Genomic DNA, 20,484 nt, shown 5'->3' with positions numbered 1-20,484 from the left:
GTTTCACTTCGTTCTACCCAACCTACGTATATAATACAAAAACTCTATCTCTATCAACAAATGTCAATCAGTACCACAATTAAAACTATTCAGGATATCATGCGTAAAGATGCGGGTGTGGATGGTGATGCCCAGCGCATTAGTCAATTAGTATGGATGATATTCCTGAAGATTTTTGACGACAGAGAAGCAGAATATGAACTATTAGATGATAATTACCATTCTCCCATTCCAGAGGCTTTACGCTGGCGGAATTGGGCTACAGACGCGGAAGGAATCACGGGGGATACTTTACTTGATTTTGTGGATAATGTTTTATTTAAAACCTTAAAAGATGCGAATACCTATCAAGATAAAAACCCTCGCGGGTTTGTTGTTAGGGACGTATTTGAGGATGCCTATAATTATATGAAAAATGGCACTCTTATCCGTCAAGTAATTAATAAATTAAATGAAATTGATTTTAATAATTCTCAAGACCGGCATTTATTTGGCGACATTTATGAACAAATTCTCCGTGATTTACAAAGCGCGGGTAATGCTGGAGAATATTACACTCCCCGCGCTGTAACTCAGTTTATGGTGGATATGATTGACCCGAAATTAGGAGAAAGAATTTTAGACCCGGCTTGCGGTACGGGAGGTTTTTTAACTTGTGCTTTGGAACATATTAAAAATAAATATGTGAAGACTGCAAATGATAGGGAAAAATTACATAAGTTAATTAAAGGTGTGGAGAAAAAACCCCTACCCCATTTATTATGTATGACGAATATGTTATTGCATGGTGTGGAAGTTCCAGCTATAACTCATGATAATACCTTATCTCGACCTTTACGAGATTATAAACCTAGTGATAGAGTAAATGTAATTATTACTAATCCCCCTTTTGGTGGTATGGAGGAAGATGGTATTGAGTCTGGTTTTCCCGCTACTTTCCGCACTAAAGAAACCGCTGATTTATTTTTATTATTAATTAGCAATTTATTACAAGATGGGGGACGAGGTGGTATTGTTTTACCAGATGGTACTTTATTTGGTGAAGGTGTGAAAACCCGCATTAAAGAAAAGTTGTTAGAGGATTGTAATTTACATACTATTGTCCGTTTACCGAATGGGGTTTTTAGTCCTTATACTGGCATTAAAACTAATTTATTATTCTTTACTAAGGGTGAACCTACTCAAGAGATTTGGTATTATGAACACCCCTATCCACCGGGTTATAAATCCTACTCGAAAACTAAGCCCATTAGGATTGAAGAATTTGCACCGGAGAAGGCTTGGTGGGATAATAGAATAGAATCGGAATTTGCGTGGAGAGTTCCTATCCAGGTGATTAAGGATAATGGATATAATTTAGATATTAAAAATCCTCACACTGTTGATTTTGAACATCGAGATGTGGAGGATATGTTAGAAGAATATGCAAGTCTTTTAGCTGATTTGGGTGAAACTCGCAATAGTTTAAAATTGGAATTGATGACGGCTTTAGGAGGGGAATTTGTATGAAGTTAGAGACGTTTTTTAAACATTTTGATTTGTTGGCTGAAGCGCCTAATGGTGTGCAGAAGTTACGGGAATTGATTTTAGATTTAGCTGTGAGGGGTAAGTTAGTACCGCAGGATGCAAATGATGAACCAGCGGCGGTTTTGTTGGAGAGAATTAAGAAGGAAAAGGAACGGTTAGTTAAGGAAAAGATTCAAAAGGTTCGCACTACTAGCAAAATAGATAATAGTGAAATTCCTTTTGAATTACCAAAAAACTGGATGTGGGTTAATTTAGATAGTTATGTATTAATAGTAATGGGACAATCTCCAGATTCAACATACTATAATAATCATAAAAAAGGCTTACCTTTTTATCAAGGTAAATCCGATTTCAATAATTTATATCCTACCCCAAGAGTCTGGTGTGAAATTCCGCTAAAGATTGCTGAAGAAAATGATATTTTAATTTCAGTACGCGCGCCTGTAGGTTCAACTAATATATGTCAAGAAAAATCTTGTATTGGGCGCGGATTAGCAGCTTTAAGAAGTATTGATAATACTAATAATTTTTACTTACTTTATTTCCTCAGAGCATTTGAAAAAAAAATATCAGAAATGGGAGTTGGTTCAACTTTTAAAGCTATATCAAAAACAAATTTAGAAACTTTTAAAATAGCAGTTCCCCCCCTCAATGAACAAAAACGCATAGTTATAAAAGTAGATGAATTAATGAAACTGTGCGACGAATTAGAAGCACGTCAAAAAAAGAAACAAGAAACCCGCATATTAATAAATAATGCTGCATTAAACAAACTCCTGACTGCTGAGACACCAGAGACTTTCACCAAAAATTGGCAGCGCATTAGCGATAATTTTGACATTCTCTACAGTGCGCCAGAAAATATTGGTAAATTGCGTCAAGCTATTCTCCAACTGGCTGTTATGGGTAAGCTAGTTCCGCAAAATGCAAATGATGAACCTGCGGCGGTTTTGTTGGAGAGAATTAAGAAGGAAAAGGAACGGTTAGTTAAGGAAGGGAAGGTTAAGAAGGAGAAATCTTTACCTGCAATTAAAGATGATGAAATACCTTATGATTTACCTATAGGTTGGGAATGGGTAAGATTAGGTGAAATATGTTCATTTTTCGGAGGATATGCTTTTAAAAGTGATTCGTATGTAGAATTATCAAGCAATCAAGTTATTAGGCTTGGTAATGTAAAAAATGATAAAATAATGTTAGAACAGAGTCCAGTATATATAACTGATGAAATAGCTTTTGAAAATGAGAAATTCTTAATTCGCAAGGGAGATATTCTGATAACGATGACAGGAACTAAAAACAAAAGAGACTACTGTTTTACTTCAGTAGTAGAGGATAAACATATTGCTGATAAAAATTTATATTTAAATCAAAGAGTTGGTAGCTTAAGAATAAGTGAAACTCTATTTATACAATTAGTAAATATTTTTCTAAAATCTTCAATGATTTTGGATTTATTATTTAGTTCAGAAACTGGAACTGCTAATCAGGGTAATATAGGTGTGGATGCTATTAGAAACTTACCTTTTCCTCTCCCACCACTTGCAGAACAAAAACGCATAGTTACCAAAGTAGATAAATTAATGAAACTATGTGATGAACTAGAAACCAAACTAACACAAACTCAAACAGAAAGGGAAAAAATTATCAACGCTGCTGTCAAACAATTATTAACAGTGTAGGTTATCAGAATCAGGATGTCCAGAATTAAAGGATTAACAAAATGAAAATAGGAGTTTCATAACTAATTAACAGTTATCCAAAATTCAAGCTATAATAAAATATATAAATCTTCCAGAAACTATTCTAATCAATCCACGTCATCTCACATATCATACATTATTGGTACTTCCATCATGAATAATTCTATCCGTTGGCAATCTCGCACCGCTGCACTCATGGCCATAGCCATTACCACAGGTACAGCTATCCCCATACTATCATTTAATCCTGTTTTTGCCCAAGGATTTAATCTCAATCAATCGCGGACAATTAGTATCCCCGCTAATGTAACTTTACCTGTCACCTACGAAAAAGAAAAAGTTATAGTCAAACCTGGTGAAAAATTAGCCTTAACCTTGAAAATAGCTGAAAATATTACCGACAGCAACAGAAATATTTTAATTCCTGCTAATACAGAAGTTATTGGCGAATTACAACCAGTAAAACTAAATAATCGATCTTCTAGCAATAACCAGCAAGGTGTGCGTTTTGTAGCCAGAGAATTAGTATTTCCTTCTGGACAAAGATTACAGATTTTTGCTAACTCTAAAACTATCACCCAAACCGAAACAATTAGCAAAGGAGCAAGCACAGGACAAATATTAACTGACGCAGCTATCGGTGCCGGTGCAGCTAGTCTAATTTCATTAGTTACAGGTAACAAGAAAATTGAAGTTTTAGAACCTGTAGGTGGGGCAGCAGCGGGCGCTTTAGCTAGTGTATTATTACGAAAACAAAAAGCTGAGGTTTTTGTGCTTAAACCTGAAGAGGATTTAAATATTACTCTGACTTCCAATTTAGTAATCACTCGTCAATAGGCAAATTTTAAACCAAACTGGTCTAAAAAACATAAAATCGCTGAAATCTTCTTTACCCTTACCCCTAGCTTTGCTATTGGGAAAATTTCTCAAGATAACTTCCCGAATTTTAATTTTATTTCCTATTTTCACCTACAGATTGTAACCAAATAATAAAAGTAGTTCCGGGAGTATCAGATAATGTAATAATTGACTTAATTGCGGGACTAAAAACCTCAATATTCCCCTGCATTTCCGCCATTAACTGTTTAGCAATAGCCATTCCTAAACCAGTACCAGGAATTTCTGTTTTTGCCTGGACACCTCGATAATGTCTTTCTCCCAAATGTTCTAAATCTTCTAGAGGAATACCAGGACCAGTATCACTAATAATAATACCTTGAAAACCTGGTTTTTCTTGCCCACATTCCAGTAAAACTTTTCCACCAGCAGGAGTATATTTTAAAGCATTATCAATAATATTACTCAAAACTTCTTGCAAAGCTTTCTCATTTACCCTAACTAAACCTAAATCATGAGGAATTTCCGTAATTAATTGTAAATTTCGTTCTTGAGCAATAGCTTGAGCAGATATTAATAAAGGTGCTAATAAATCTGCAACAAAACAATCAGTTAATAGTTCACCGGTTCCAGGCAATAATAAAACAGATTTAGCCTCTTTTTGCACATTAGCATTAATAATTACCTTTGATTCTGGCAGAGCAAGGGGTTCTAAATCTTCCAGACTTAAATCAATCACCTGATCAAATTTTTGTAAAAACTCTTGCAAGCGATCGCTTTCCCGGATTATACTAGTTGCCATCTCACGATTAGGGTCAACAGGCCGCATTCGCTTAAATAGCAACTTACCAAAGGTGCGGATAGCAGTCAAAGGGTTACGAAATTGATGTAAAAGATTATCTAATAAATCCCGTTGTTTCTCTTGCAAAATTTGTTCCTGCTGGAGTTGGTGTTGTAACCAAGCTCGGCGCTGGTCTAAAATACAAGCAATAGCCAAAGTTTTAGCTATGGGTTCAATTTCCTCCTCCTCCCCCGAATTCCATGGTCTGTCTTCCCTAGCAGTCACCAACAAGCCCACCATCATACCATCATAAATCAGAGGTAAAACAATTTGGTGATGATTGAGTAAATATTCATCTTGTCCATTATGTAAATTTTGTTTACCTCTAGTTGCCGATTTTGGGGATCGATGAGAAGATTCTGAAGTTGGTTTTAATAACCTTCTTTGTTGATTTGGTAACGCTAAAAGATTAGCAAGCTTGACTGGATAGCTCTCCTCTGGCTTACCATATTCATCAACTGGTTGTAAAACAATCTTTTCTGGATACACGATAACAGGAATTAACCGCGCCTCACCCGTAGGCTTTTCTCCTAGCTCCTGTGTTAAATAAACCACACTAAAAGATGCTCCCATTCCTTGGGTGAGCAGGGCTATTTGCTCTCGACATAGAGCAAGAAAATCAGAACTTACAGACATTAGCATGATTTCAGGAATCTAAAAAGTAGAATGAATGAAGGAGGGAGGGTGTAATAAAACAGTCAGAAACCAAGAGTGAAAAGCACTGTATAGTTGTTAACGCAAGTTTTGCACCTCACATAAGTGCATATCATGATCAAGACTTCTAGTTATCTAGTTTAGTCTGGTAACGGATAATTTGTAGTAATAGCTTAAAAGTGAGCAGGTTTTGGATTTTTAATTCTTAACTTTTAATTGTTTTTTCCTGAGTTGTATCAAAACATTAAAAACTCTTGATTTTCTGAGATAGAACCTATATAATGACGACGGATTTTGTAGTAGTAACTACAGTCTATAGCTGGAAATAGGAGGACAATAGGTTGGCAAGGAGACGTAAGCGGAAGAGCCGTCGCAGACAGGAAGGACGGCGCATACTTGAACATATTCCTCAGTACAGCATCGAAAGTGGCGAAGATAAACCTGTGACAGCAGCAAGAAAATTTATTCAAGCTGAAGGTATTATGCCACCCGCGCTGTTACTCGTAAAACGTAATGAACACACAACAGACCGTTATTTCTGGGCGGAAAAGGGTCTGTTCGGTGCTCAATACGTAGAAGAGAATCATTTTTTATTCCCTAGTCTGAGAACTTTGGACTCAACAACAGTGCAAGAACCTGCTGCTACTGTTGCTGTTGCTATTCCCAGTAATTAGGCAATAAATTACCATCATATCCTGTAAGTGTGACTTCTGACTTTGTGAATAATTAACTGGTAATTTTAATCAGTTTATTGAAAAGTTCCACTTTTTTCAATTTTGTTGTTAAATTTGCCAGTAGGGGTTTAGACAAGTTCTCTCAAGTTATGCCATAATTAATTCCTCATAAACTTGCAAATGCTTAGATGAGTTAGTTTTTTGTCGGCTTATACAGAGGAGAATAGTGTACAGAGCTAATGTCATCCAAGAAAGAAGGAGGGACGAATTTATTTATGCTCTCACTAATTTGGAATACTATCAAGCTCTGTCCACCAATTTAGATTTTTCTTGATAACACCCCAGCTATCAGGAAGATTAATAACACAAACAAAATTTTCCATTCCTCCCTAGGACTGATTTACTCAAAAGTTTGAAATCTATGGCAGTTTATATTGCCGATTTTTATCCCTATCAATCAATTATCAAGCGTCCTTAGCTGTAATGCCCTTTGTAACTCAGCAAGTTCATCTCTATGGGCAGTTACAGTGATTATACTTGAGGAGTTGTGTCCACTTGGGATGTTTTCCATCTTGAGTGACACTTTCTCCATTCTCCCAGATTTTTTCCAGTATAATATACCACTTAAAGGTGAAAATAGCATAACTAGAGGAAGAAATTGTCCAAGGTCAGGAACAAGCATTGATAAAACCAAGGATAGACAACCTAAACCCACTGCTGCTAATATGGTCAAAAATACAGCTAAAAACAGGCTAGGTCTGACAAATCCTTCAAAAGTGACTTGATTTTTGCCAGGGTCTACTGCTAATACTTGATAAGCACGGGTGCGAAAATAATCTTTTAATGAAGTCATTAATGTATTTTCATCCTGTTCTGAAGTTAAACGCATCATTTCTATGCGGTCTTTGGTTGAAGCCCGTATAAAGAAGAATAAACCAACTGATAACAGAAAAGTTAACAGGAAAGTAGATTGAGAGACGGTAGAATTCATAATTAATTTTTACTGCTCAAATTTTCACTCTTACTTAAACCATTATCAATTATTCTGGAATCAGAGAACAAACTCAAGTTTGTTTTTAACTTTTAATTTTTAATTTTTATATGTCACAAAACTCCGAAACATTATCATCTAATATTCGGGCTATAGCCCAACAATTTCGTCTAGCAGGTTGGATTAGTTTTTGGATTCAGTTGGTATTGGGTGTGATATCTGGGATAATTGTCTTATTATTTGGCATTTTTAGCCAAAAAGCAGGTAGTCCTAGTAATAATCCAGGAACGGGCTTTGGTGTATTTTTAGCCATTTGTGGTATAATCCTGTTGGGTGCTGGTATTTACTTAGCTTATCGCTACACCAGAATTGGTAAGCAATTAGAATCACCTAATTCTACTAATCGTCCTCGTAAGGTGGAAACCGTGCAAGTATTACGTTTAGGGCTATGGGTGAATTTAGCGGGAATATTAGTGACTCTGTTAGGAGCGCAAGCAATTGTTGGTACATTGGTCGCTAGGTCTATATCTCCTCAAGCGGTAACTACGCAATTATTTGACCCGACTCGGATTATTAGCGGTTTAGATATGCTTATAGTCCAGGCAAATACTAATACTGTATCAGCGCATTTTGCGGGTTTGTTATCATCTCTATGGTTAATGAATAGGATTACTAAGTAATTTATAATTGATAATGGTTGTGGTATCCTAATCTTTGAAAACAGGTAGTTCTAAAATAAATCCTGGTAAAATATCTTCTCCAGATAAAGTTGTTGGTAATGATACTATTTCTACAGTTTGATTTTGACGATAAATTTCTACTTGTTGATTTTGAGGATCAATTAACCAACCTAAACCTAACCCACTATCAAGATATTCCTGCATTTTCTCCTGTAATCGACTCAAAGAATCGGTACGCGATCGCAATTCTATGATAAAATCAGGACAAATTTTCGCAAATTTCTCTTTTTCTTGAATGTTTAAAGATTCCCAACGTTCATTAACTATCCAAGCTACGTCAGGAGAACGTTTACCACCATTAGGTAGGGTAAAAACAGTGGAAGAACTAAATACTTTTCCTAGCTTAGTTTGACGATTCCAAATCACAACATCTGCATTAAACTCTGATTCTCTATTACCACTAATTGCACCAACTGGAGGCATAATTATTAATTCTCCTTTAGCAGTTTGTTCAAGTTTCCAATCTTCGTTAATTTGACATAGTTGATAAAATTGATCATCACTTAACTCTACATTTTTGATATTTAAAACAACCGCTTCAGATGTCATCATTGCTGATCATCTCCTTAAAGTTGAGGAATAGGGAATAGATAAATATATCTTAACTTATTGAAGAAGTCGCGTATCTTGATACTTCTTATAATTATTAAGATAGCATCAGTTTGAGGTAATATTGACTTGAGACACAAAACTCAACATTTTATCAATTTAACCCTGGGGTTAATGTGTTGGGTTTCACTGCGTTCTACCCAACCTACAATTTTAACAATTTTTAGGTTTTGGGAAAAGATACAAAATAGAAATGTTTGGGTTAATTTTCAGTTAAATTGACACTGATAAGCGTTGCTAAACCCGTACAATTAACAACCGACAACAAACAATTAACGAAAAATGCTGGATATTAAACAAATTAGAGAAAACCCCCAATTGATACAAGAGAAGTTGAATACTCGTAGTGGTAAATACGAGATTCAGCCTATATTAGATTTGAGTCAAGAACAACGGGAACTGGAAGTCAAACGCAATGAATTGCAAGCCCGGAGTAATGAAATTGGCAAATTAGTGGGTCAAAAGGTAAAATCTGGTATTAGTCCTCAAAATCCAGAAATACAAGCCTTAAAGGATGAAGGAAACGCCATTAAGACTACATTAAATGAGTTAGAACCCCAGGAAAAAGAGTTAAAAGCCCAAATTCACGAATTATTGTTAAAACTCCCGAATTTACCCAGTGATTTTACACCCATTGGTAAAAGTGAAGATGATAACCAAGAGGTGAGAATATGGGGAGATGAATATAAACCCGAAAATCCGCATATTATACCACATTGGGAAATTGGGGAAAAGTTAGGGATTTTGAACTTTGAAAGAGCGGTAAAAATTGCCCAAAGTCGGTTTGTGAGTCTTATGGGTGCGGGTGCGGCTTTAGAAAGAGCGTTAATTCAATTTATGCTTTCTAAACATATTGAAAATGGCTATATAGAAGTTAGTCCACCATTGTTAGTAAATACAGATTCTTTAACAGGTACAGGACAATTACCGAAGTTTGCGGAAGAGAGTTTTAAATGTGCAGAGGATGATTTATGGTTAATTCCTACTGCGGAAGTACCGGTTACTAATTTGTATCGGGGGGACATTATTAACGCAGAAGAATTACCAATTTATCATACAGCATATACGCCATGTTTTCGGCGGGAAGCGGGAAGTTATGGACGGGATATGCGGGGTTTAATTCGGTTACATCAATTCAATAAAGTGGAGTTGGTGAAGTTAGTAAAACCGGAAGATTCTTTTGAGGAATTAGAGAAGTTATTAGGAAATGCTGAGAGTATTTTACAGGCTTTAAAATTGCCTTATCGAGTGATTAATTTATGTACTGCTGATTTAGGTTTTTCGTCCACAAAAACTTATGATTTAGAGGTATGGTTGCCATCTTCTGGGAAATATCGAGAGATTTCTAGTTGTTCTAATTGTGTTGATTTTCAAGCCAGAAGGGCGGATATTCGGTTTAAGGAAGGGGGGAAGAAAGGGACGCAATTTGTACATACTTTAAATGGTTCTGGTTTAGCTGTGGGTAGGACTATGGCGGCCATTTTGGAGAATTATCAGCAACCAGACGGGACGATTAAAGTACCGGAGGTGTTGCAGGTTTATTTGGGTCGGGAGGTTTTGTAGTTTAGGTTAAAAGCAAATTTTTTCGGATTTGGAATAAAAAAATAGTATAATTATTCCAAATCAAATATTTCAGTGAATACAGAGTAATACAGCTTTAAACATTATGAAAGTCAAATCTATTTCATTTAAAAACTACAAAGCATTTTATGAAGAGCAAACAATGCAATTAAAACCTATTACTATTTTGATAGGTAAAAATAGTTCTGGTAAAAGTTCTATTGCTAAACTGTTTACTTTGCTGGAAAATTCCCTTAATGGAGATATTAATGAACCGATTTTACTAAACAATAAAGGAGTAGAATTAGGTGAAGAGTTTAAGAATTTATTTTTTGGAAATAAATCAGGTAGTTTTTTAAATTTTCAGATTTATTATGAAAATAATGTAGTGATAGAAGTTTCTATAAGAGAAAAATATACTAAATATGGTAAAAAGGATAGCTATGAATTAGAAATTTATGAATGGAAATATAAAGATGATATAAAAGAAATTGAGATTGAATTAAGAGATAACAAATATTATGATAAAAATACTCAAATAGAGTATCAATGTAAATTTAAAGGATTTATTCCTACTAAGTTTACATACAAAGATACCAATCAAGATTTGTCTAAGGAATTTCAAATACAGAAAATTGAGGTTGATTATATTGGTCCATTTAGAATTTTGCCAGAAAGATATTTCTATTTAACTGGTCAAAAAGAATTTCGAGATACAGGTGTTACAGGTGAAAATGCTTATGCAATGCTGGGAATAAGTAAATTAAAAGAAGATGATAAATTGCATGAAAATGTAAAAAAATGGTACAAGGAATATTTTGACGGTTGGGAATTGATAGTAAATGATACAAGTAAAAAACCTCTTATTCAAATTTTACTTTCTAAAAATGATACTGAAGTAAATATTATGGATGTGGGACAAGGAATGAATCAAGCATTACCTTTAGTTGTTCGTGCTAATGTTGCTGATAGACCTGATTCAATAATTGTTTTAGAACAACCAGAATTACATTTACATCCTGCTGCACATGGTGATTTAGCTGAATTATTTGCAAAGTCAGCAAAAGAAAATAATCAGACTTTTATTATTGAAACTCATTCTGAGAATATTATCTTGCGGTTGCGTAAATTAATAGTTGAAAATGATTTTGGTTTTACTAAAGATGATTTAATAATTTACTGGATAGAAGATGCTGAATTGAAAGGTAAAGAATTACGAGAAATAACTGTTGATGAAAAAGGGGTTTTAAGTGATTGGCCAGAGGGGGTTTTTAATGAAGGTATGAAAGAGATATTAGAAATGCAAAAAGCACTGAGAAGAAAAGAACAAGAACAGTAACAGTAACTATAACCAGGATAGCAATATGATCATATATTTTAACCCCGCAATTTTTCAGGATCAAAATTCAGAAATTCAATCTTATTTAGCTAAAATATTAGTTGAATTATTAACTAATAATAATCATTTTATAGATATTGGAAGTATTGAAAGTATTTTTTTTGATCAGGATAATAAATATATTTTTTATCAAAATAAAATTGCTAAATTATTAGGTAATGAACAGGAAAATTTTAAAATTTATATTTATGAGAAAATATATGATTCAAATAATATTACTGGATTACACAGAAATTATTTGACTCATTTACATATTGGAATTAATCCAGGAGAAATAAATCCCAGGGATGCTTATAAAATTCTAACAGAGCGTTCTCAAATAATTGTGGAAAACGGTATTAATGATTGGGATTTTATTAGGGGTATCTGTCAAAAATATAGTAATGCTTCCATGAAAACCATTAAAAGAAAACCTATTTATCAATTATTAAATAAAGCAATTAGTGAGGAAAGGATAGAATCTGCTCATGCTGGTGGTGTTACTCATTTTATTAAAATCACAGAACAATGGATAAATAAAAAACGTTATCATAATATTTATCAATATAAACTAATGGCTATTTTTGATAGTGATAAAAACATTAAAAATGGTTTTCAAACACCTCATATAAAAGAAATTAGATATTTTAAAAAGAAAAAAGACGCAGATATTATTACATCTACTGACTATGAATATGAACCTAATGATCTAATTATATGGCATATTCTATACAAGAGAAAAATCGAAAATTATATTCCTTTAGATATATTGTTTGAAAAAGCTCCATTAATTACTCAAACACAGAAAAATGATTTACTTAGTAAAAGTGAAAGTGATTTAGATTTTATAGACTATAATAAGGACAATATAGGTCAAATAGATATCAAAGAGGAATTTCCAAAAATGTTTCTTGGTAATTTTTCTTACTATCAACTTGAACAAAGATGCGAACATCACAAAGTGAGAATTGAATTACCTGATGGAACAATAGAGGAAATTTCTGAACTTGAACAAATTTTACTAAAAATAGCGAAAATAATATGAACGATAAAATAAGTGTAAAACCTGATACTATATATCTTGAAGATTTATTAGAAGAGATAGCTAATGGAGGTTATCAAATTCCTGTATTTCAAAGAGAATTTGTTTGGAAAACCTCTCAAATACTGGAATTATTTGATAGTATTTTAAAAGGTTATCCCATAGGTAGTTTATTATTTTGGAAAACTAAAGATTACAAAACTAAAAATGAAATAGGTCCATACATCATCAAAAAATCAAATAGTGATATTAAATATGTATTAGATGGGTTTCAAAGAATATCTACATTATTTGGAGTATTGATGAATCCTAAAAACTTTCCTGAAGAAATAAATCATATTAAATTAAAAGAATTTTTAATTTTCTTTGATATTAAAGAAAATAATTTCAGCAAACAAACGAGAAAAGATAATATTTTTTCAATACCTCTTTATAAAGTTTATGACAATCGTGAATTATTTGATTTTATTCGCCAATTAGATAAAGAAAACATTACAGAAATTGAAAAAAATGAATATATTGATAATGTAAGAAATTTACATGATATTCTGCACAAATATAGATTACCTTATGTAGAAATAAAAGGAGGTGATATCAAAAGTGCTGTAGAAATTTTTGCAAGACTAAACTCAACAGGAACAGAAATTTCTGAAGACTATATATTATCAGCAAGAAGCTATGTTGAAATGAAATTTAAGCTAATAGATTCAATTACTGAATTTCTCAACACTTTAAATAGTTATAATTTTGAAGATTTGAAAAGAGATATGATTTTAAAATGTATTTATAATGCTAGAGGAACATTCTATTATGATGTTAATAGAGAAGACTTATTAAAGGATAATTTAGAATATTTTACACAAGCTGCTTACATACATATTGAAAAAACAGTAAAGTTTTTATATAAAAAACTATTTGTAATAGACATTCGTTTACTACCTTATCCTGCTCAATTAATTTTTATATCTGAATATTTTAGATTAAATCCAGATCCTACTGTTGTAGAATTGCAATTTTTAAAAAAATGGTTTTGGATAACTACCTATTCTAATTATTTTACAATATATTCTTTAAGTCAACAAAGAAATGCTTATCAAGTTTTTTGTGACTTTGCACAAGGAAAACATCCTAATGGTATTTATCAGATAAAGGATGATATAGAATTTACTACAGCCAAGTATCCAAGTAAATTAAACTTTACAGGAGTTAGACCAAAAGCATTACAATTATTTTATTTAAAATCAATTCTTGGTGATAATGAACCTCAAGATATGGAAGGAATAAAGGAAATTTTTATTTCTTCTAAAAGAGATAGAACTCCGGGTAATATAATTTTGAGATTATCCTCTGAATTTGATCAATCAACTGATAATAAAATATTAAATAACTTTATTAATTCTAATAGTGATATTTTAGAAAAGCATTTCATAACAAAAGAAATGGTTAGTTTATATAACCAAGGTAAAATAGATGATGGTTTTATTGACAAAAGAAATGAGTATTTAAAATCTAAAGAACGTGAGTTTGTCGAAACTATGGAAATTATTAAATATATAGAGTAAAATTATCATACTATTTTATATTGATTATATTGTAGGGTGCGTTAATGAAATGTAACGCACCGTTTTTTATTAAAATTTAACTGTCTGATAGCGTAGCGTGGCGTTAGCCATATCAGGATACCCAGGATTAAAGCATTAACAGGATAATATTTGATATTGATATTCACAGAATATTAAAATTAGTGCAACTGTTGAAAATATAGATGAATATTAAAAAACCATCCTGTACATCCTCAAATCCTGGACATCCTGATTCTGACAAAAAAGATTAACAAGATACTGTATAGTAAATTTAGCAAAGTAATCACACTTTAATAATATGACCAAAACAATATACATAGAAACAAGTATTATTGGTTATTTAACAGCAAGACCTAGTAAAAATCTAATTGTTGCTGCTAATGCGGAAATAACAAGAGATTGGTGGGATACTCAGAGAAATTCTTTTACTATTTACATTTCTCAACTGGTATTGCAAGAAGCAGCAAAAGGTGATCCAGAAATGGTGAATAAAAGAATAGAAGTTTTAAATAACTTTCCTCTACTTGATATCACAGAACCAGTCCAAAACTTAGCACAGGAATTTCAAAAACAAAGTAATTTACCACCCACTGCTGCTTATGATACTGTTCACATTGCTACAGCTACCGTCTATGGTTTAGATTATCTGTTAACATGGAATTGTAAACACATTGCTAACCCCTATATTCAGAAAAAACTCTCACAGATTGCTGATAGTTTAGGATATGAACTACCAACAATATGTACACCTTATGAAATGTTAGGAGAATAATTTATGTTGAATGATGAAGTTTTGGCAGAAATTCGGAAAATCAGAGATGAACAAGCTAAGTCATTTAATTATGATTTAGCAGCTATTTGTGCTGATTTAAGAAAAAAACAAGCAACAAGTGGCAGAAAAATTATTTCTCTTCCCTTGAAGACAGTGGTAAAATCACGCTGATTTTTTAGGGTGCGTTAATGAAATGTAATGCACCGTTTTTTATTAATATTTAACTGTCTGATAGCGAAGCGTGGCGTTAGCCATATCAGGATAACCAGGATTAAAGGATTAACAGGATAATATTTGATATTGATATTCTGGGATATTTGAATTAGCGCAATTTCTGAAAATGCAGATGAATATTAAAAAAACATCCTATACATCCTCAAATCCTGGAAATCCTGATTCTGACAAAATGCAATTTCTGAAAATGTAGATGAATATTAAAAAAATATCCTGTACATCCTCAAATCCTGGACATCCTGATTCAGAAAAATTTGGTATAATTAACATGATCATTCACTAATTGAGTTAACTATGAAAACACTAGACATAAAAGTAACTATAACAAATGATGGTAAATTATTAGTCAATTCTCCTGTAGATATACCAATGGGAGAATATAATGCTGTTCTTGTATTAGAAGATAGCCCAATTACTCATCATGTTCAAACTTCTGTGAAAAATGCTCAGGCTATTTTTAGAAAATATATTCCTGCTAGTAGAAAACTGTCTGAAGAATTAATTCAGGAACGAAGAGAGGAAAGTTTAAATGAGTGAAGTTGTTGTAGATGCTTCTGCTATTTTAGCTTTACTCAATCAAGAAACTGGTAGCGAAGAAGTTTTAAGATTTATCGGTAAAGCTGCCATTAGTACGGTGAATTTATCTGAAGTTATAGCAAAATTAGCAGATGCAGGAGTCCCGGAAGAAGATATTAGACAGATTCTTTCTAATCTCAATCTTGAAGTTATTGATTTTAATAAAGAACAAGCATTAAAAGCGGGAATGTTGCGCCCAAATACTAAATCAATCGGACTTTCATTTGGTGATAGAGCTTGTTTAGCATTAGCTATTTTTCTCAATCAACCTGTTCTAACAACTGATCGGTTATGGGGTAGTATTAATGTGGGAGTTGAAGTTAGAGTAGTGCGTTAGGCATTAATGAGAGGAAATAATCATGAATACAGCTAAACTTACCAGTGATGGTATTCATCAAACAGTGATATTACCCCCAGATTTTAAAATGACAGGTACAGAAGTTTATATCAAAAAAATTGGTAATGCCATTATTCTTATTAGTAAAGATAATCCTTGGCAAACTTTAATTGATAGTTTAAATCAATTTTCCGATGATTTTATGATGACTAGAGATCAACTTCCTATTGATAAAAGAGAGGAGTTTTAAATGCAATATCTTCTCCATACCAACATCTGTATTTATCTGATTAAGCAAAAACCAGAAAAAGTTATAGCACGATTTCAAACTTTGTCAATTTCTGATATTGGCATTTCTTCCATTACCGTTGCTGAATTAGAATATGGTGTTTATAAAAGTCAGCAACAAGAGAAAAATAAAAATGCCCTTATGCAGTTTTTACTTCCTTTAGAAATTATTGAATTTAGTCAAGATGCAGCAGTAATTTATGGATATATGAGAAGTGATTTAGAAAGTAAAGGGCTTGTTATTGGACCCATGGATATGTTAATTGCTGCTCATTCAATGAGCTTAGATATTACTCTCGTTACTAACAATATCCGCGAATTTTCTCGCATTCCTAATCTATTATTAGAAAATTGGGCAGAGTAAGTTAATGAAATGTAATGCACCGTTTTCTATTAATATTTAACTGTCTGATAGCGTATCAGACAATTTTTAGCTACAATTGAGGATAAGAGTTTGAGGAATATTTTGCGTAAGTCCTGAGACTATTGAGAAGCGAAATCCTCTAATTATTCCTTATTTTTTCCGCAAGAAGAAAGTTTAAATGAGTGAAGTGTTTACTTGATATTAGAGAGGTAATAAATCATGACACTAGCATGGAATGAGTTGGTATTTCAATCGCCATACTTAGCTGTGGTAAAGGCAAAGCAATTACTACAAGAGGGAAAAATGACAGAAGTTGATCAAATTTTAGAGAATTTAGTAGAGTCAATGGGACGATCAGAAAAAAGGGCGGTGAGTAGTCAATTAACTCGATTAATGCTACATATAATTAAATGGAAATGTCAACCTGAAAAACGTAGTCCTAGTTGGGTCATTTCTATTCGGTCAGCAAGACGAGAAATTACCGATAGTCAGGAGGAAATGCCAAGTCTCAATCAAGAGTTTTTAGAGTCAATTTGGGATAAATGTTTTGCATCTGCGAAACAGGATGCTAGAGATGAAATGGGTAAAAAACCAGAAATTATTGCTTTAAGTTGGGATGAAGTTTTTGAAGAAATCTATACACTTTGGGAGGATGAAAATATTTGAAAATTAACCTAAAGTATGAAGAGTTTAATAATCATTAAATTACTCTTTACGACTTTGCAGGAGACAAATTCATATCGCACAAATCAGCCAACTTACAAATATCACAACCAGGAGAACGAGCTTTACACACAGCGCGACCATGATAAATTAATCTAATTGACCAATTCTCCCAATCTGGTTGAGGTAATAACTTCATTAAATCTTTCTCAATTCCCACAGGTTCAGTATTTTTCGTCAACCCCAAACGCTGACTTAATCGCTTCACGTGAGTATCTACAGTCACTCCAGCATTGATACCATAAGCATGGGCTAAAACTACATTTGCAGTTTTCCGGGCTACTCCTGGAAGTTTTAATAACTCTTCCATTTTGTTGGGAACAACAGCATTAAAATCCTGAACAATCATTCGACAAGCACCTTGAATATTTTTGGCTTTATTGCGATAAAAACCCGTCGAACGCACCAATTCTTCTAATTCTGTTAAATCTGCATTTGCTAAACTTTCCGCATCAGGAAATCGCTTAAATAATCCTGGTGTTACTTTATTTACCCTTTCATCTGTACATTGAGCGGAAAGAATAGTTGCTACTAATAATTGTACAGGAGTCGCATAATCTAAAGAGCAAGTTGCATCTGGATAAAGCTCCTGGATACGGGAAAGAATTGCTAAAGCTCGTTGTTTTTTAGTTAATGATTTAGGGGTCAATCAATTTTCTCTTATTAATGGTCAGTTGTCAGTTGTCAATTGTCAATAGTTTTTTGAATTTGTTTCTCTATTTCCTCATTGACAACTGATGTTTTTTGGCAAGTAATTTACTGTAACAATTTCTGTACCCATTCTAGCTGAGATGTTAATTGGCTTGTTTCTTTGACAATTAGGAAAATACCTAATCCTAAAAGTAATACTAAACCAGTTTGCATCACACCTTCTTGAATCTTATTAGGTAAAGGTTTACCAAATAATCCTTCAATTAGTAAAAAGGCTAATTGTCCACCATCTAAAGCGGGAAGAGGCAAAATATTAATAATTGCCAAGTTAATACTAATAATAGCCGCAAAAGAAAATAAATTAGTGCTATCACTAGCAGCTAATTGTGCGCCAATTTGGACAATTTTCACGGGTCCTGAAACTTGTCCTACAGTTTTTCCAAAATTAGTAATTAACTGTCCAAAACCTTGAAATGTACCGACAACTAACTCTTCAAAGCGATTAGCTGCAACTTTGAGAATCTCGATAATATTTTGGGGACGGCGATAAATTGCTTTACCATTTGGGACTAATTCAACTCCTACGATACCTTTACCATCAGCACCGGGTTTAGGTGTGAGTTTTAGGTTAGTTTGTTGGGTTTCGTGTTGAATTTTCAGGTCAATTTCTTGATTAGGATGGGTTTGGATTTCCTTTGTCAATAATGTTGTTGCATCCTTACCTAAAGGAACTTCTTGGCCATTTATAGCTAGAATGATATCTCCTTCACGAATACCTGCTTGGTAAGCAACAGATTGTTCATTTACAGGCTTGACAAGTACACCTGGTTGATACTGAAATTCTTGAGGTATACCAACAATTCCCAATTGTAAAGCCAACATTAAATAAGCGAAAATTAAATTGGCGATGACACCGGCACTAATGACAATGGCGCGGTCTAAAACTGGGCGATTACGCAGCAAATTCGGGTCATTGGGGGGAATTTCGCTATCTGGATCATCATCGGGAAAGCCGACAAAGCCACCCAAGGGGAAGGCGCGGATAGTGTATTCTGTTTCTGATCCTTGGTATTTTAAAAGAATCGGACCAAAACCCAAGGAGAAGCGGTTAGCATAAATGCCTTGAGAACGGGCGGCTATGAAATGTCCTAACTCGTGTACTAAGATCAAAATAGCCAAGACTGCGATCGCTGCTAAAACTGACATAGAGCAAATTAATCAAAATATTCGGATATATATTTTTATTGTAGTTTGGAAATGGTCTGAGGGACTGAATTTACTATGTTGGTTTTCTAGAATTTATATCCTCTCGATAGCCAATATTGCCAATCTGCTAATGCTTCTTGAGTTTCTTCGTCTGCATCTGTCGTTTCAATTTCTGATAACTTGGCAGAATGAATATCATCTTCTTTTCCAGTTAAATAAGCTACATCTACATACATATCTTTTAGACAATCATCTTCTCCTGACATTCCCAACACTTCTACAGGTTTTTCCTCTATTACCCCTGTTTTCCGGTTTTTCTTCTTCCATTTGCCCATAAAGGGAACATTTAGGCAGTCATCAAGATAATAATACCAACCCATTGCCCGTTCTTCTTTATCTTCTGCATCTGCAAGAATTTCTGTGTTAATGCGGGTTTCTCGAATTTCATCAATTGTCATAGCCAGAATATTGATATTTTAATTAAACGCCGCTTATTATCTCATAATTTACAATTTATGTCAATTTTATTTCTGTGGATATTTCTAACCAAGTCCGAAAGGCGCGAATCATCGGAATTTCGCCAATTTCCAGGCTTTGAGCGAGAAAACGGGGAATTTCTGTATTTAGGGGTAAATTGGCAAAAGTTGGAGAAACGTCACAGGGAATATAAACACCATGACTGAGTTGATAAATCTGCATTACTGGATGATCATAACGCCAAACTTCGGGAACACCTAAGGCCAAATAAATCGGTAATCTATCCAGGGAAGCGCTGGTATAATCAACTTCTATAATTAAATCTGGTGGAGGATCTTGAGTCAAATCTAGAGTTTGTTTATTTCGCATTATCGGTTCATTTTGGATGTAAAAACTAGAATCTGGTTCTACACCTTTGGCTAAATCTTGACGTTTACAGGTCACTGAACCGGTACTTTTAATATTAAGATTAAGTTCCTCTGCTAAATTATCAATGAGCTTTTCTATCAGTCTTTTATTATGTTCATGAGGCATTAAAGGAGTCATAATTTCTAGTGTTCCCTGGTTGTAGGCTAGACGGGTAGCGCGATGATTGCCCATTTCTGTTAAAATGGTTTCAAAAGTGTGCCAAGAAATATTAGCGAGTATAGCGCGGTGGGAGTGAACTGGTGCGATGCTTAGCATGAGAATTCACCTCGTATTTTTTATTAGTATATC

At 33.5% G+C, this 20,484-nt stretch carries 23 protein-coding genes; 16 read left to right on the top strand and 7 right to left on the bottom strand.

Annotation, left to right across the window (positions count from 1 at the left end):
• Positions 1 to 60 precede the first annotated feature (60 nt).
• The 3 genes from H6G44_RS02545 to H6G44_RS02535 all read left to right on the top strand — a co-directional run bounded on the left by H6G44_RS02545 (position 61) and on the right by H6G44_RS02535 (position 4,067).
• On the top strand, positions 61 to 1,509 hold the full coding sequence (locus H6G44_RS02545; protein ID WP_190385545.1) for a type I restriction-modification system subunit M: 1,449 nt from the start codon (positions 61 to 63) through the stop codon (positions 1,507 to 1,509).
• Positions 1,506 to 3,209 carry a restriction endonuclease subunit S gene (locus tag H6G44_RS02540; RefSeq protein ID WP_190385546.1) on the top strand — a complete coding sequence of 568 codons (1,704 nt, stop codon included), beginning with the start codon at positions 1,506 to 1,508 and terminating at the stop codon, positions 3,207 to 3,209. The genes H6G44_RS02545 and H6G44_RS02540 overlap by 4 nt, the downstream gene beginning before the upstream one ends.
• 174 nt (positions 3,210 to 3,383) lie before the next feature.
• On the top strand, positions 3,384 to 4,067 hold the full coding sequence (locus H6G44_RS02535) for a conjugal transfer protein TrbI (protein WP_190385547.1): 684 nt from the start codon (positions 3,384 to 3,386) through the stop codon (positions 4,065 to 4,067).
• Between the two features lie 115 nt (positions 4,068 to 4,182).
• On the opposite strand, the gene H6G44_RS02530 is transcribed toward H6G44_RS02535, so the two are convergent.
• Positions 4,183 to 5,550: a GAF domain-containing sensor histidine kinase gene (locus H6G44_RS02530; RefSeq protein WP_190385548.1), complete on the bottom strand. Its 1,368-nt coding sequence runs from the start codon at positions 5,548 to 5,550 to the stop codon at positions 4,183 to 4,185.
• A gap of 353 nt (positions 5,551 to 5,903) precedes the next feature.
• On the opposite strand from H6G44_RS02530, the gene H6G44_RS02525 reads away from it, so the two are divergent.
• Positions 5,904 to 6,236 carry a DUF3155 domain-containing protein gene (locus H6G44_RS02525; protein ID WP_190385549.1) on the top strand — a complete coding sequence of 111 codons (333 nt, stop codon included), beginning with the start codon at positions 5,904 to 5,906 and terminating at the stop codon, positions 6,234 to 6,236.
• 457 nt (positions 6,237 to 6,693) lie between these two features.
• Here the strand turns inward: H6G44_RS02525 and H6G44_RS02520 are convergent, their stop codons facing one another.
• Entirely contained in the window at positions 6,694 to 7,227 is a 534-nt protein-coding gene (locus H6G44_RS02520) for a cofactor assembly of complex C subunit B (protein ID WP_190385550.1), read from the bottom strand.
• Between the two features lie 110 nt (positions 7,228 to 7,337).
• Between H6G44_RS02520 and H6G44_RS02515 the strand changes: the two genes are divergently transcribed.
• Positions 7,338 to 7,907 (top strand): DUF3611 family protein, encoded by a 570-nt coding sequence (locus H6G44_RS02515; RefSeq protein WP_190385551.1) that lies wholly within the window; start codon positions 7,338 to 7,340, stop codon positions 7,905 to 7,907.
• 27 nt (positions 7,908 to 7,934) lie between these two features.
• On the opposite strand, the gene H6G44_RS02510 is transcribed toward H6G44_RS02515, so the two are convergent.
• The gene (locus H6G44_RS02510; RefSeq protein WP_375379339.1) at positions 7,935 to 8,516 is read right to left on the bottom strand and encodes a Uma2 family endonuclease; all 582 of its coding nucleotides are present in this window, start codon (positions 8,514 to 8,516) and stop codon (positions 7,935 to 7,937) included.
• A 342-nt stretch (positions 8,517 to 8,858) separates the two neighbouring features.
• Between H6G44_RS02510 and serS the strand changes: the two genes are divergently transcribed.
• The 11 genes from serS to H6G44_RS02455 all read left to right on the top strand — a co-directional run bounded on the left by serS (position 8,859) and on the right by H6G44_RS02455 (position 17,376).
• Positions 8,859 to 10,139, top strand: coding sequence for a serine--tRNA ligase (serS, locus tag H6G44_RS02505; RefSeq protein ID WP_190385553.1), 1,281 nt, complete (start codon positions 8,859 to 8,861; stop codon positions 10,137 to 10,139).
• A gap of 103 nt (positions 10,140 to 10,242) precedes the next feature.
• Entirely contained in the window at positions 10,243 to 11,475 is a 1,233-nt protein-coding gene (locus H6G44_RS02500; protein ID WP_190385554.1) for a DUF3696 domain-containing protein, read from the top strand.
• Positions 11,476 to 11,500: 25 nt separating this feature from the next.
• Positions 11,501 to 12,559, top strand: a complete 1,059-nt coding sequence (locus H6G44_RS02495) for a hypothetical protein (protein WP_190385555.1) — start codon at positions 11,501 to 11,503, stop codon at positions 12,557 to 12,559.
• Entirely contained in the window at positions 12,556 to 14,118 is a 1,563-nt protein-coding gene (locus tag H6G44_RS02490; protein ID WP_190385556.1) for a DUF262 domain-containing protein, read from the top strand. The genes H6G44_RS02495 and H6G44_RS02490 overlap by 4 nt, the downstream gene beginning before the upstream one ends.
• Before the next feature lie 319 nt (positions 14,119 to 14,437).
• A complete protein-coding gene (locus H6G44_RS02485; protein WP_137906929.1) occupies positions 14,438 to 14,911 on the top strand; it encodes a type II toxin-antitoxin system VapC family toxin in 474 nt (157 codons plus the stop codon).
• A 3-nt stretch (positions 14,912 to 14,914) separates the two neighbouring features.
• Positions 14,915 to 15,082: a hypothetical protein gene (locus H6G44_RS02480; protein ID WP_168651017.1), complete on the top strand. Its 168-nt coding sequence runs from the start codon at positions 14,915 to 14,917 to the stop codon at positions 15,080 to 15,082.
• A 357-nt stretch (positions 15,083 to 15,439) separates the two neighbouring features.
• Positions 15,440 to 15,682, top strand: coding sequence for a hypothetical protein (locus H6G44_RS02475; protein ID WP_028083300.1), 243 nt, complete (start codon positions 15,440 to 15,442; stop codon positions 15,680 to 15,682).
• Positions 15,675 to 16,058: a type II toxin-antitoxin system VapC family toxin gene (locus H6G44_RS02470; protein ID WP_190385557.1), complete on the top strand. Its 384-nt coding sequence runs from the start codon at positions 15,675 to 15,677 to the stop codon at positions 16,056 to 16,058. The genes H6G44_RS02475 and H6G44_RS02470 overlap by 8 nt, the downstream gene beginning before the upstream one ends.
• Before the next feature lie 22 nt (positions 16,059 to 16,080).
• Positions 16,081 to 16,308: an antitoxin gene (locus tag H6G44_RS02465; RefSeq protein WP_190385558.1), complete on the top strand. Its 228-nt coding sequence runs from the start codon at positions 16,081 to 16,083 to the stop codon at positions 16,306 to 16,308.
• Positions 16,309 to 16,710: a type II toxin-antitoxin system tRNA(fMet)-specific endonuclease VapC gene (gene vapC, locus H6G44_RS02460; protein ID WP_190385559.1), complete on the top strand. Its 402-nt coding sequence runs from the start codon at positions 16,309 to 16,311 to the stop codon at positions 16,708 to 16,710.
• Between the two features lie 219 nt (positions 16,711 to 16,929).
• Entirely contained in the window at positions 16,930 to 17,376 is a 447-nt protein-coding gene (locus H6G44_RS02455; protein WP_190385560.1) for a DUF29 domain-containing protein, read from the top strand.
• A gap of 46 nt (positions 17,377 to 17,422) precedes the next feature.
• On the opposite strand, the gene nth is transcribed toward H6G44_RS02455, so the two are convergent.
• The 4 genes from nth to H6G44_RS02435 form a co-directional block, all read right to left on the bottom strand.
• Positions 17,423 to 18,082, bottom strand: a complete 660-nt coding sequence (gene nth, locus H6G44_RS02450; protein WP_190385561.1) for an endonuclease III — start codon at positions 18,080 to 18,082, stop codon at positions 17,423 to 17,425.
• Positions 18,083 to 18,189: 107 nt separating this feature from the next.
• On the bottom strand, positions 18,190 to 19,290 hold the full coding sequence (rseP, locus tag H6G44_RS02445; RefSeq protein ID WP_190385562.1) for an RIP metalloprotease RseP: 1,101 nt from the start codon (positions 19,288 to 19,290) through the stop codon (positions 18,190 to 18,192).
• A gap of 86 nt (positions 19,291 to 19,376) precedes the next feature.
• Positions 19,377 to 19,748 (bottom strand): calcium-binding protein, encoded by a 372-nt coding sequence (locus tag H6G44_RS02440; protein ID WP_199291725.1) that lies wholly within the window; start codon positions 19,746 to 19,748, stop codon positions 19,377 to 19,379.
• A 55-nt stretch (positions 19,749 to 19,803) separates the two neighbouring features.
• Positions 19,804 to 20,451 (bottom strand): Uma2 family endonuclease, encoded by a 648-nt coding sequence (locus tag H6G44_RS02435; protein ID WP_190385563.1) that lies wholly within the window; start codon positions 20,449 to 20,451, stop codon positions 19,804 to 19,806.
• Positions 20,452 to 20,484 lie beyond the last annotated feature (33 nt).

This window comes from Aphanizomenon flos-aquae FACHB-1287 (assembly GCF_014698755.1).
GTDB lineage: Bacteria > Cyanobacteriota > Cyanobacteriia > Cyanobacteriales > Nostocaceae > Dolichospermum > Dolichospermum flosaquae.
Note: the sequence above shows the minus strand (reverse complement) of the source record. Positions and strands in the feature narration are given on the sequence as shown.

What these genes read in the sequence shown, in the direction of transcription:
- H6G44_RS02485 (WP_137906929.1), top strand. Translation starts at nt 14,438, where the DNA reads ATGACCAAAACAATATACATAGAAACAAGTATTATTGGTTATTTAACA.
- H6G44_RS02540 (WP_190385546.1), top strand. Translation starts at nt 1,506, where the DNA reads ATGAAGTTAGAGACGTTTTTTAAACATTTTGATTTGTTGGCTGAAGCG.
- H6G44_RS02510 (WP_375379339.1), bottom strand. Translation starts at nt 8,516, where the DNA reads ATGACATCTGAAGCGGTTGTTTTAAATATCAAAAATGTAGAGTTAAGT.
- H6G44_RS02515 (WP_190385551.1), top strand. Translation starts at nt 7,338, where the DNA reads ATGTCACAAAACTCCGAAACATTATCATCTAATATTCGGGCTATAGCC.
- H6G44_RS02545 (WP_190385545.1), top strand. Translation starts at nt 61, where the DNA reads ATGTCAATCAGTACCACAATTAAAACTATTCAGGATATCATGCGTAAA.
- H6G44_RS02520 (WP_190385550.1), bottom strand. Translation starts at nt 7,227, where the DNA reads ATGAATTCTACCGTCTCTCAATCTACTTTCCTGTTAACTTTTCTGTTA.
- H6G44_RS02465 (WP_190385558.1), top strand. Translation starts at nt 16,081, where the DNA reads ATGAATACAGCTAAACTTACCAGTGATGGTATTCATCAAACAGTGATA.
- H6G44_RS02500 (WP_190385554.1), top strand. Translation starts at nt 10,243, where the DNA reads ATGAAAGTCAAATCTATTTCATTTAAAAACTACAAAGCATTTTATGAA.
- H6G44_RS02475 (WP_028083300.1), top strand. Translation starts at nt 15,440, where the DNA reads ATGAAAACACTAGACATAAAAGTAACTATAACAAATGATGGTAAATTA.
- H6G44_RS02455 (WP_190385560.1), top strand. Translation starts at nt 16,930, where the DNA reads ATGACACTAGCATGGAATGAGTTGGTATTTCAATCGCCATACTTAGCT.
- H6G44_RS02490 (WP_190385556.1), top strand. Translation starts at nt 12,556, where the DNA reads ATGAACGATAAAATAAGTGTAAAACCTGATACTATATATCTTGAAGAT.
- H6G44_RS02440 (WP_199291725.1), bottom strand. Translation starts at nt 19,748, where the DNA reads ATGACAATTGATGAAATTCGAGAAACCCGCATTAACACAGAAATTCTT.
- rseP (WP_190385562.1), bottom strand. Translation starts at nt 19,290, where the DNA reads ATGTCAGTTTTAGCAGCGATCGCAGTCTTGGCTATTTTGATCTTAGTA.
- H6G44_RS02535 (WP_190385547.1), top strand. Translation starts at nt 3,384, where the DNA reads ATGAATAATTCTATCCGTTGGCAATCTCGCACCGCTGCACTCATGGCC.
- H6G44_RS02435 (WP_190385563.1), bottom strand. Translation starts at nt 20,451, where the DNA reads ATGCTAAGCATCGCACCAGTTCACTCCCACCGCGCTATACTCGCTAAT.
- H6G44_RS02530 (WP_190385548.1), bottom strand. Translation starts at nt 5,550, where the DNA reads ATGCTAATGTCTGTAAGTTCTGATTTTCTTGCTCTATGTCGAGAGCAA.
- vapC (WP_190385559.1), top strand. Translation starts at nt 16,309, where the DNA reads ATGCAATATCTTCTCCATACCAACATCTGTATTTATCTGATTAAGCAA.
- H6G44_RS02480 (WP_168651017.1), top strand. Translation starts at nt 14,915, where the DNA reads ATGTTGAATGATGAAGTTTTGGCAGAAATTCGGAAAATCAGAGATGAA.
- H6G44_RS02495 (WP_190385555.1), top strand. Translation starts at nt 11,501, where the DNA reads ATGATCATATATTTTAACCCCGCAATTTTTCAGGATCAAAATTCAGAA.
- serS (WP_190385553.1), top strand. Translation starts at nt 8,859, where the DNA reads ATGCTGGATATTAAACAAATTAGAGAAAACCCCCAATTGATACAAGAG.
- H6G44_RS02470 (WP_190385557.1), top strand. Translation starts at nt 15,675, where the DNA reads ATGAGTGAAGTTGTTGTAGATGCTTCTGCTATTTTAGCTTTACTCAAT.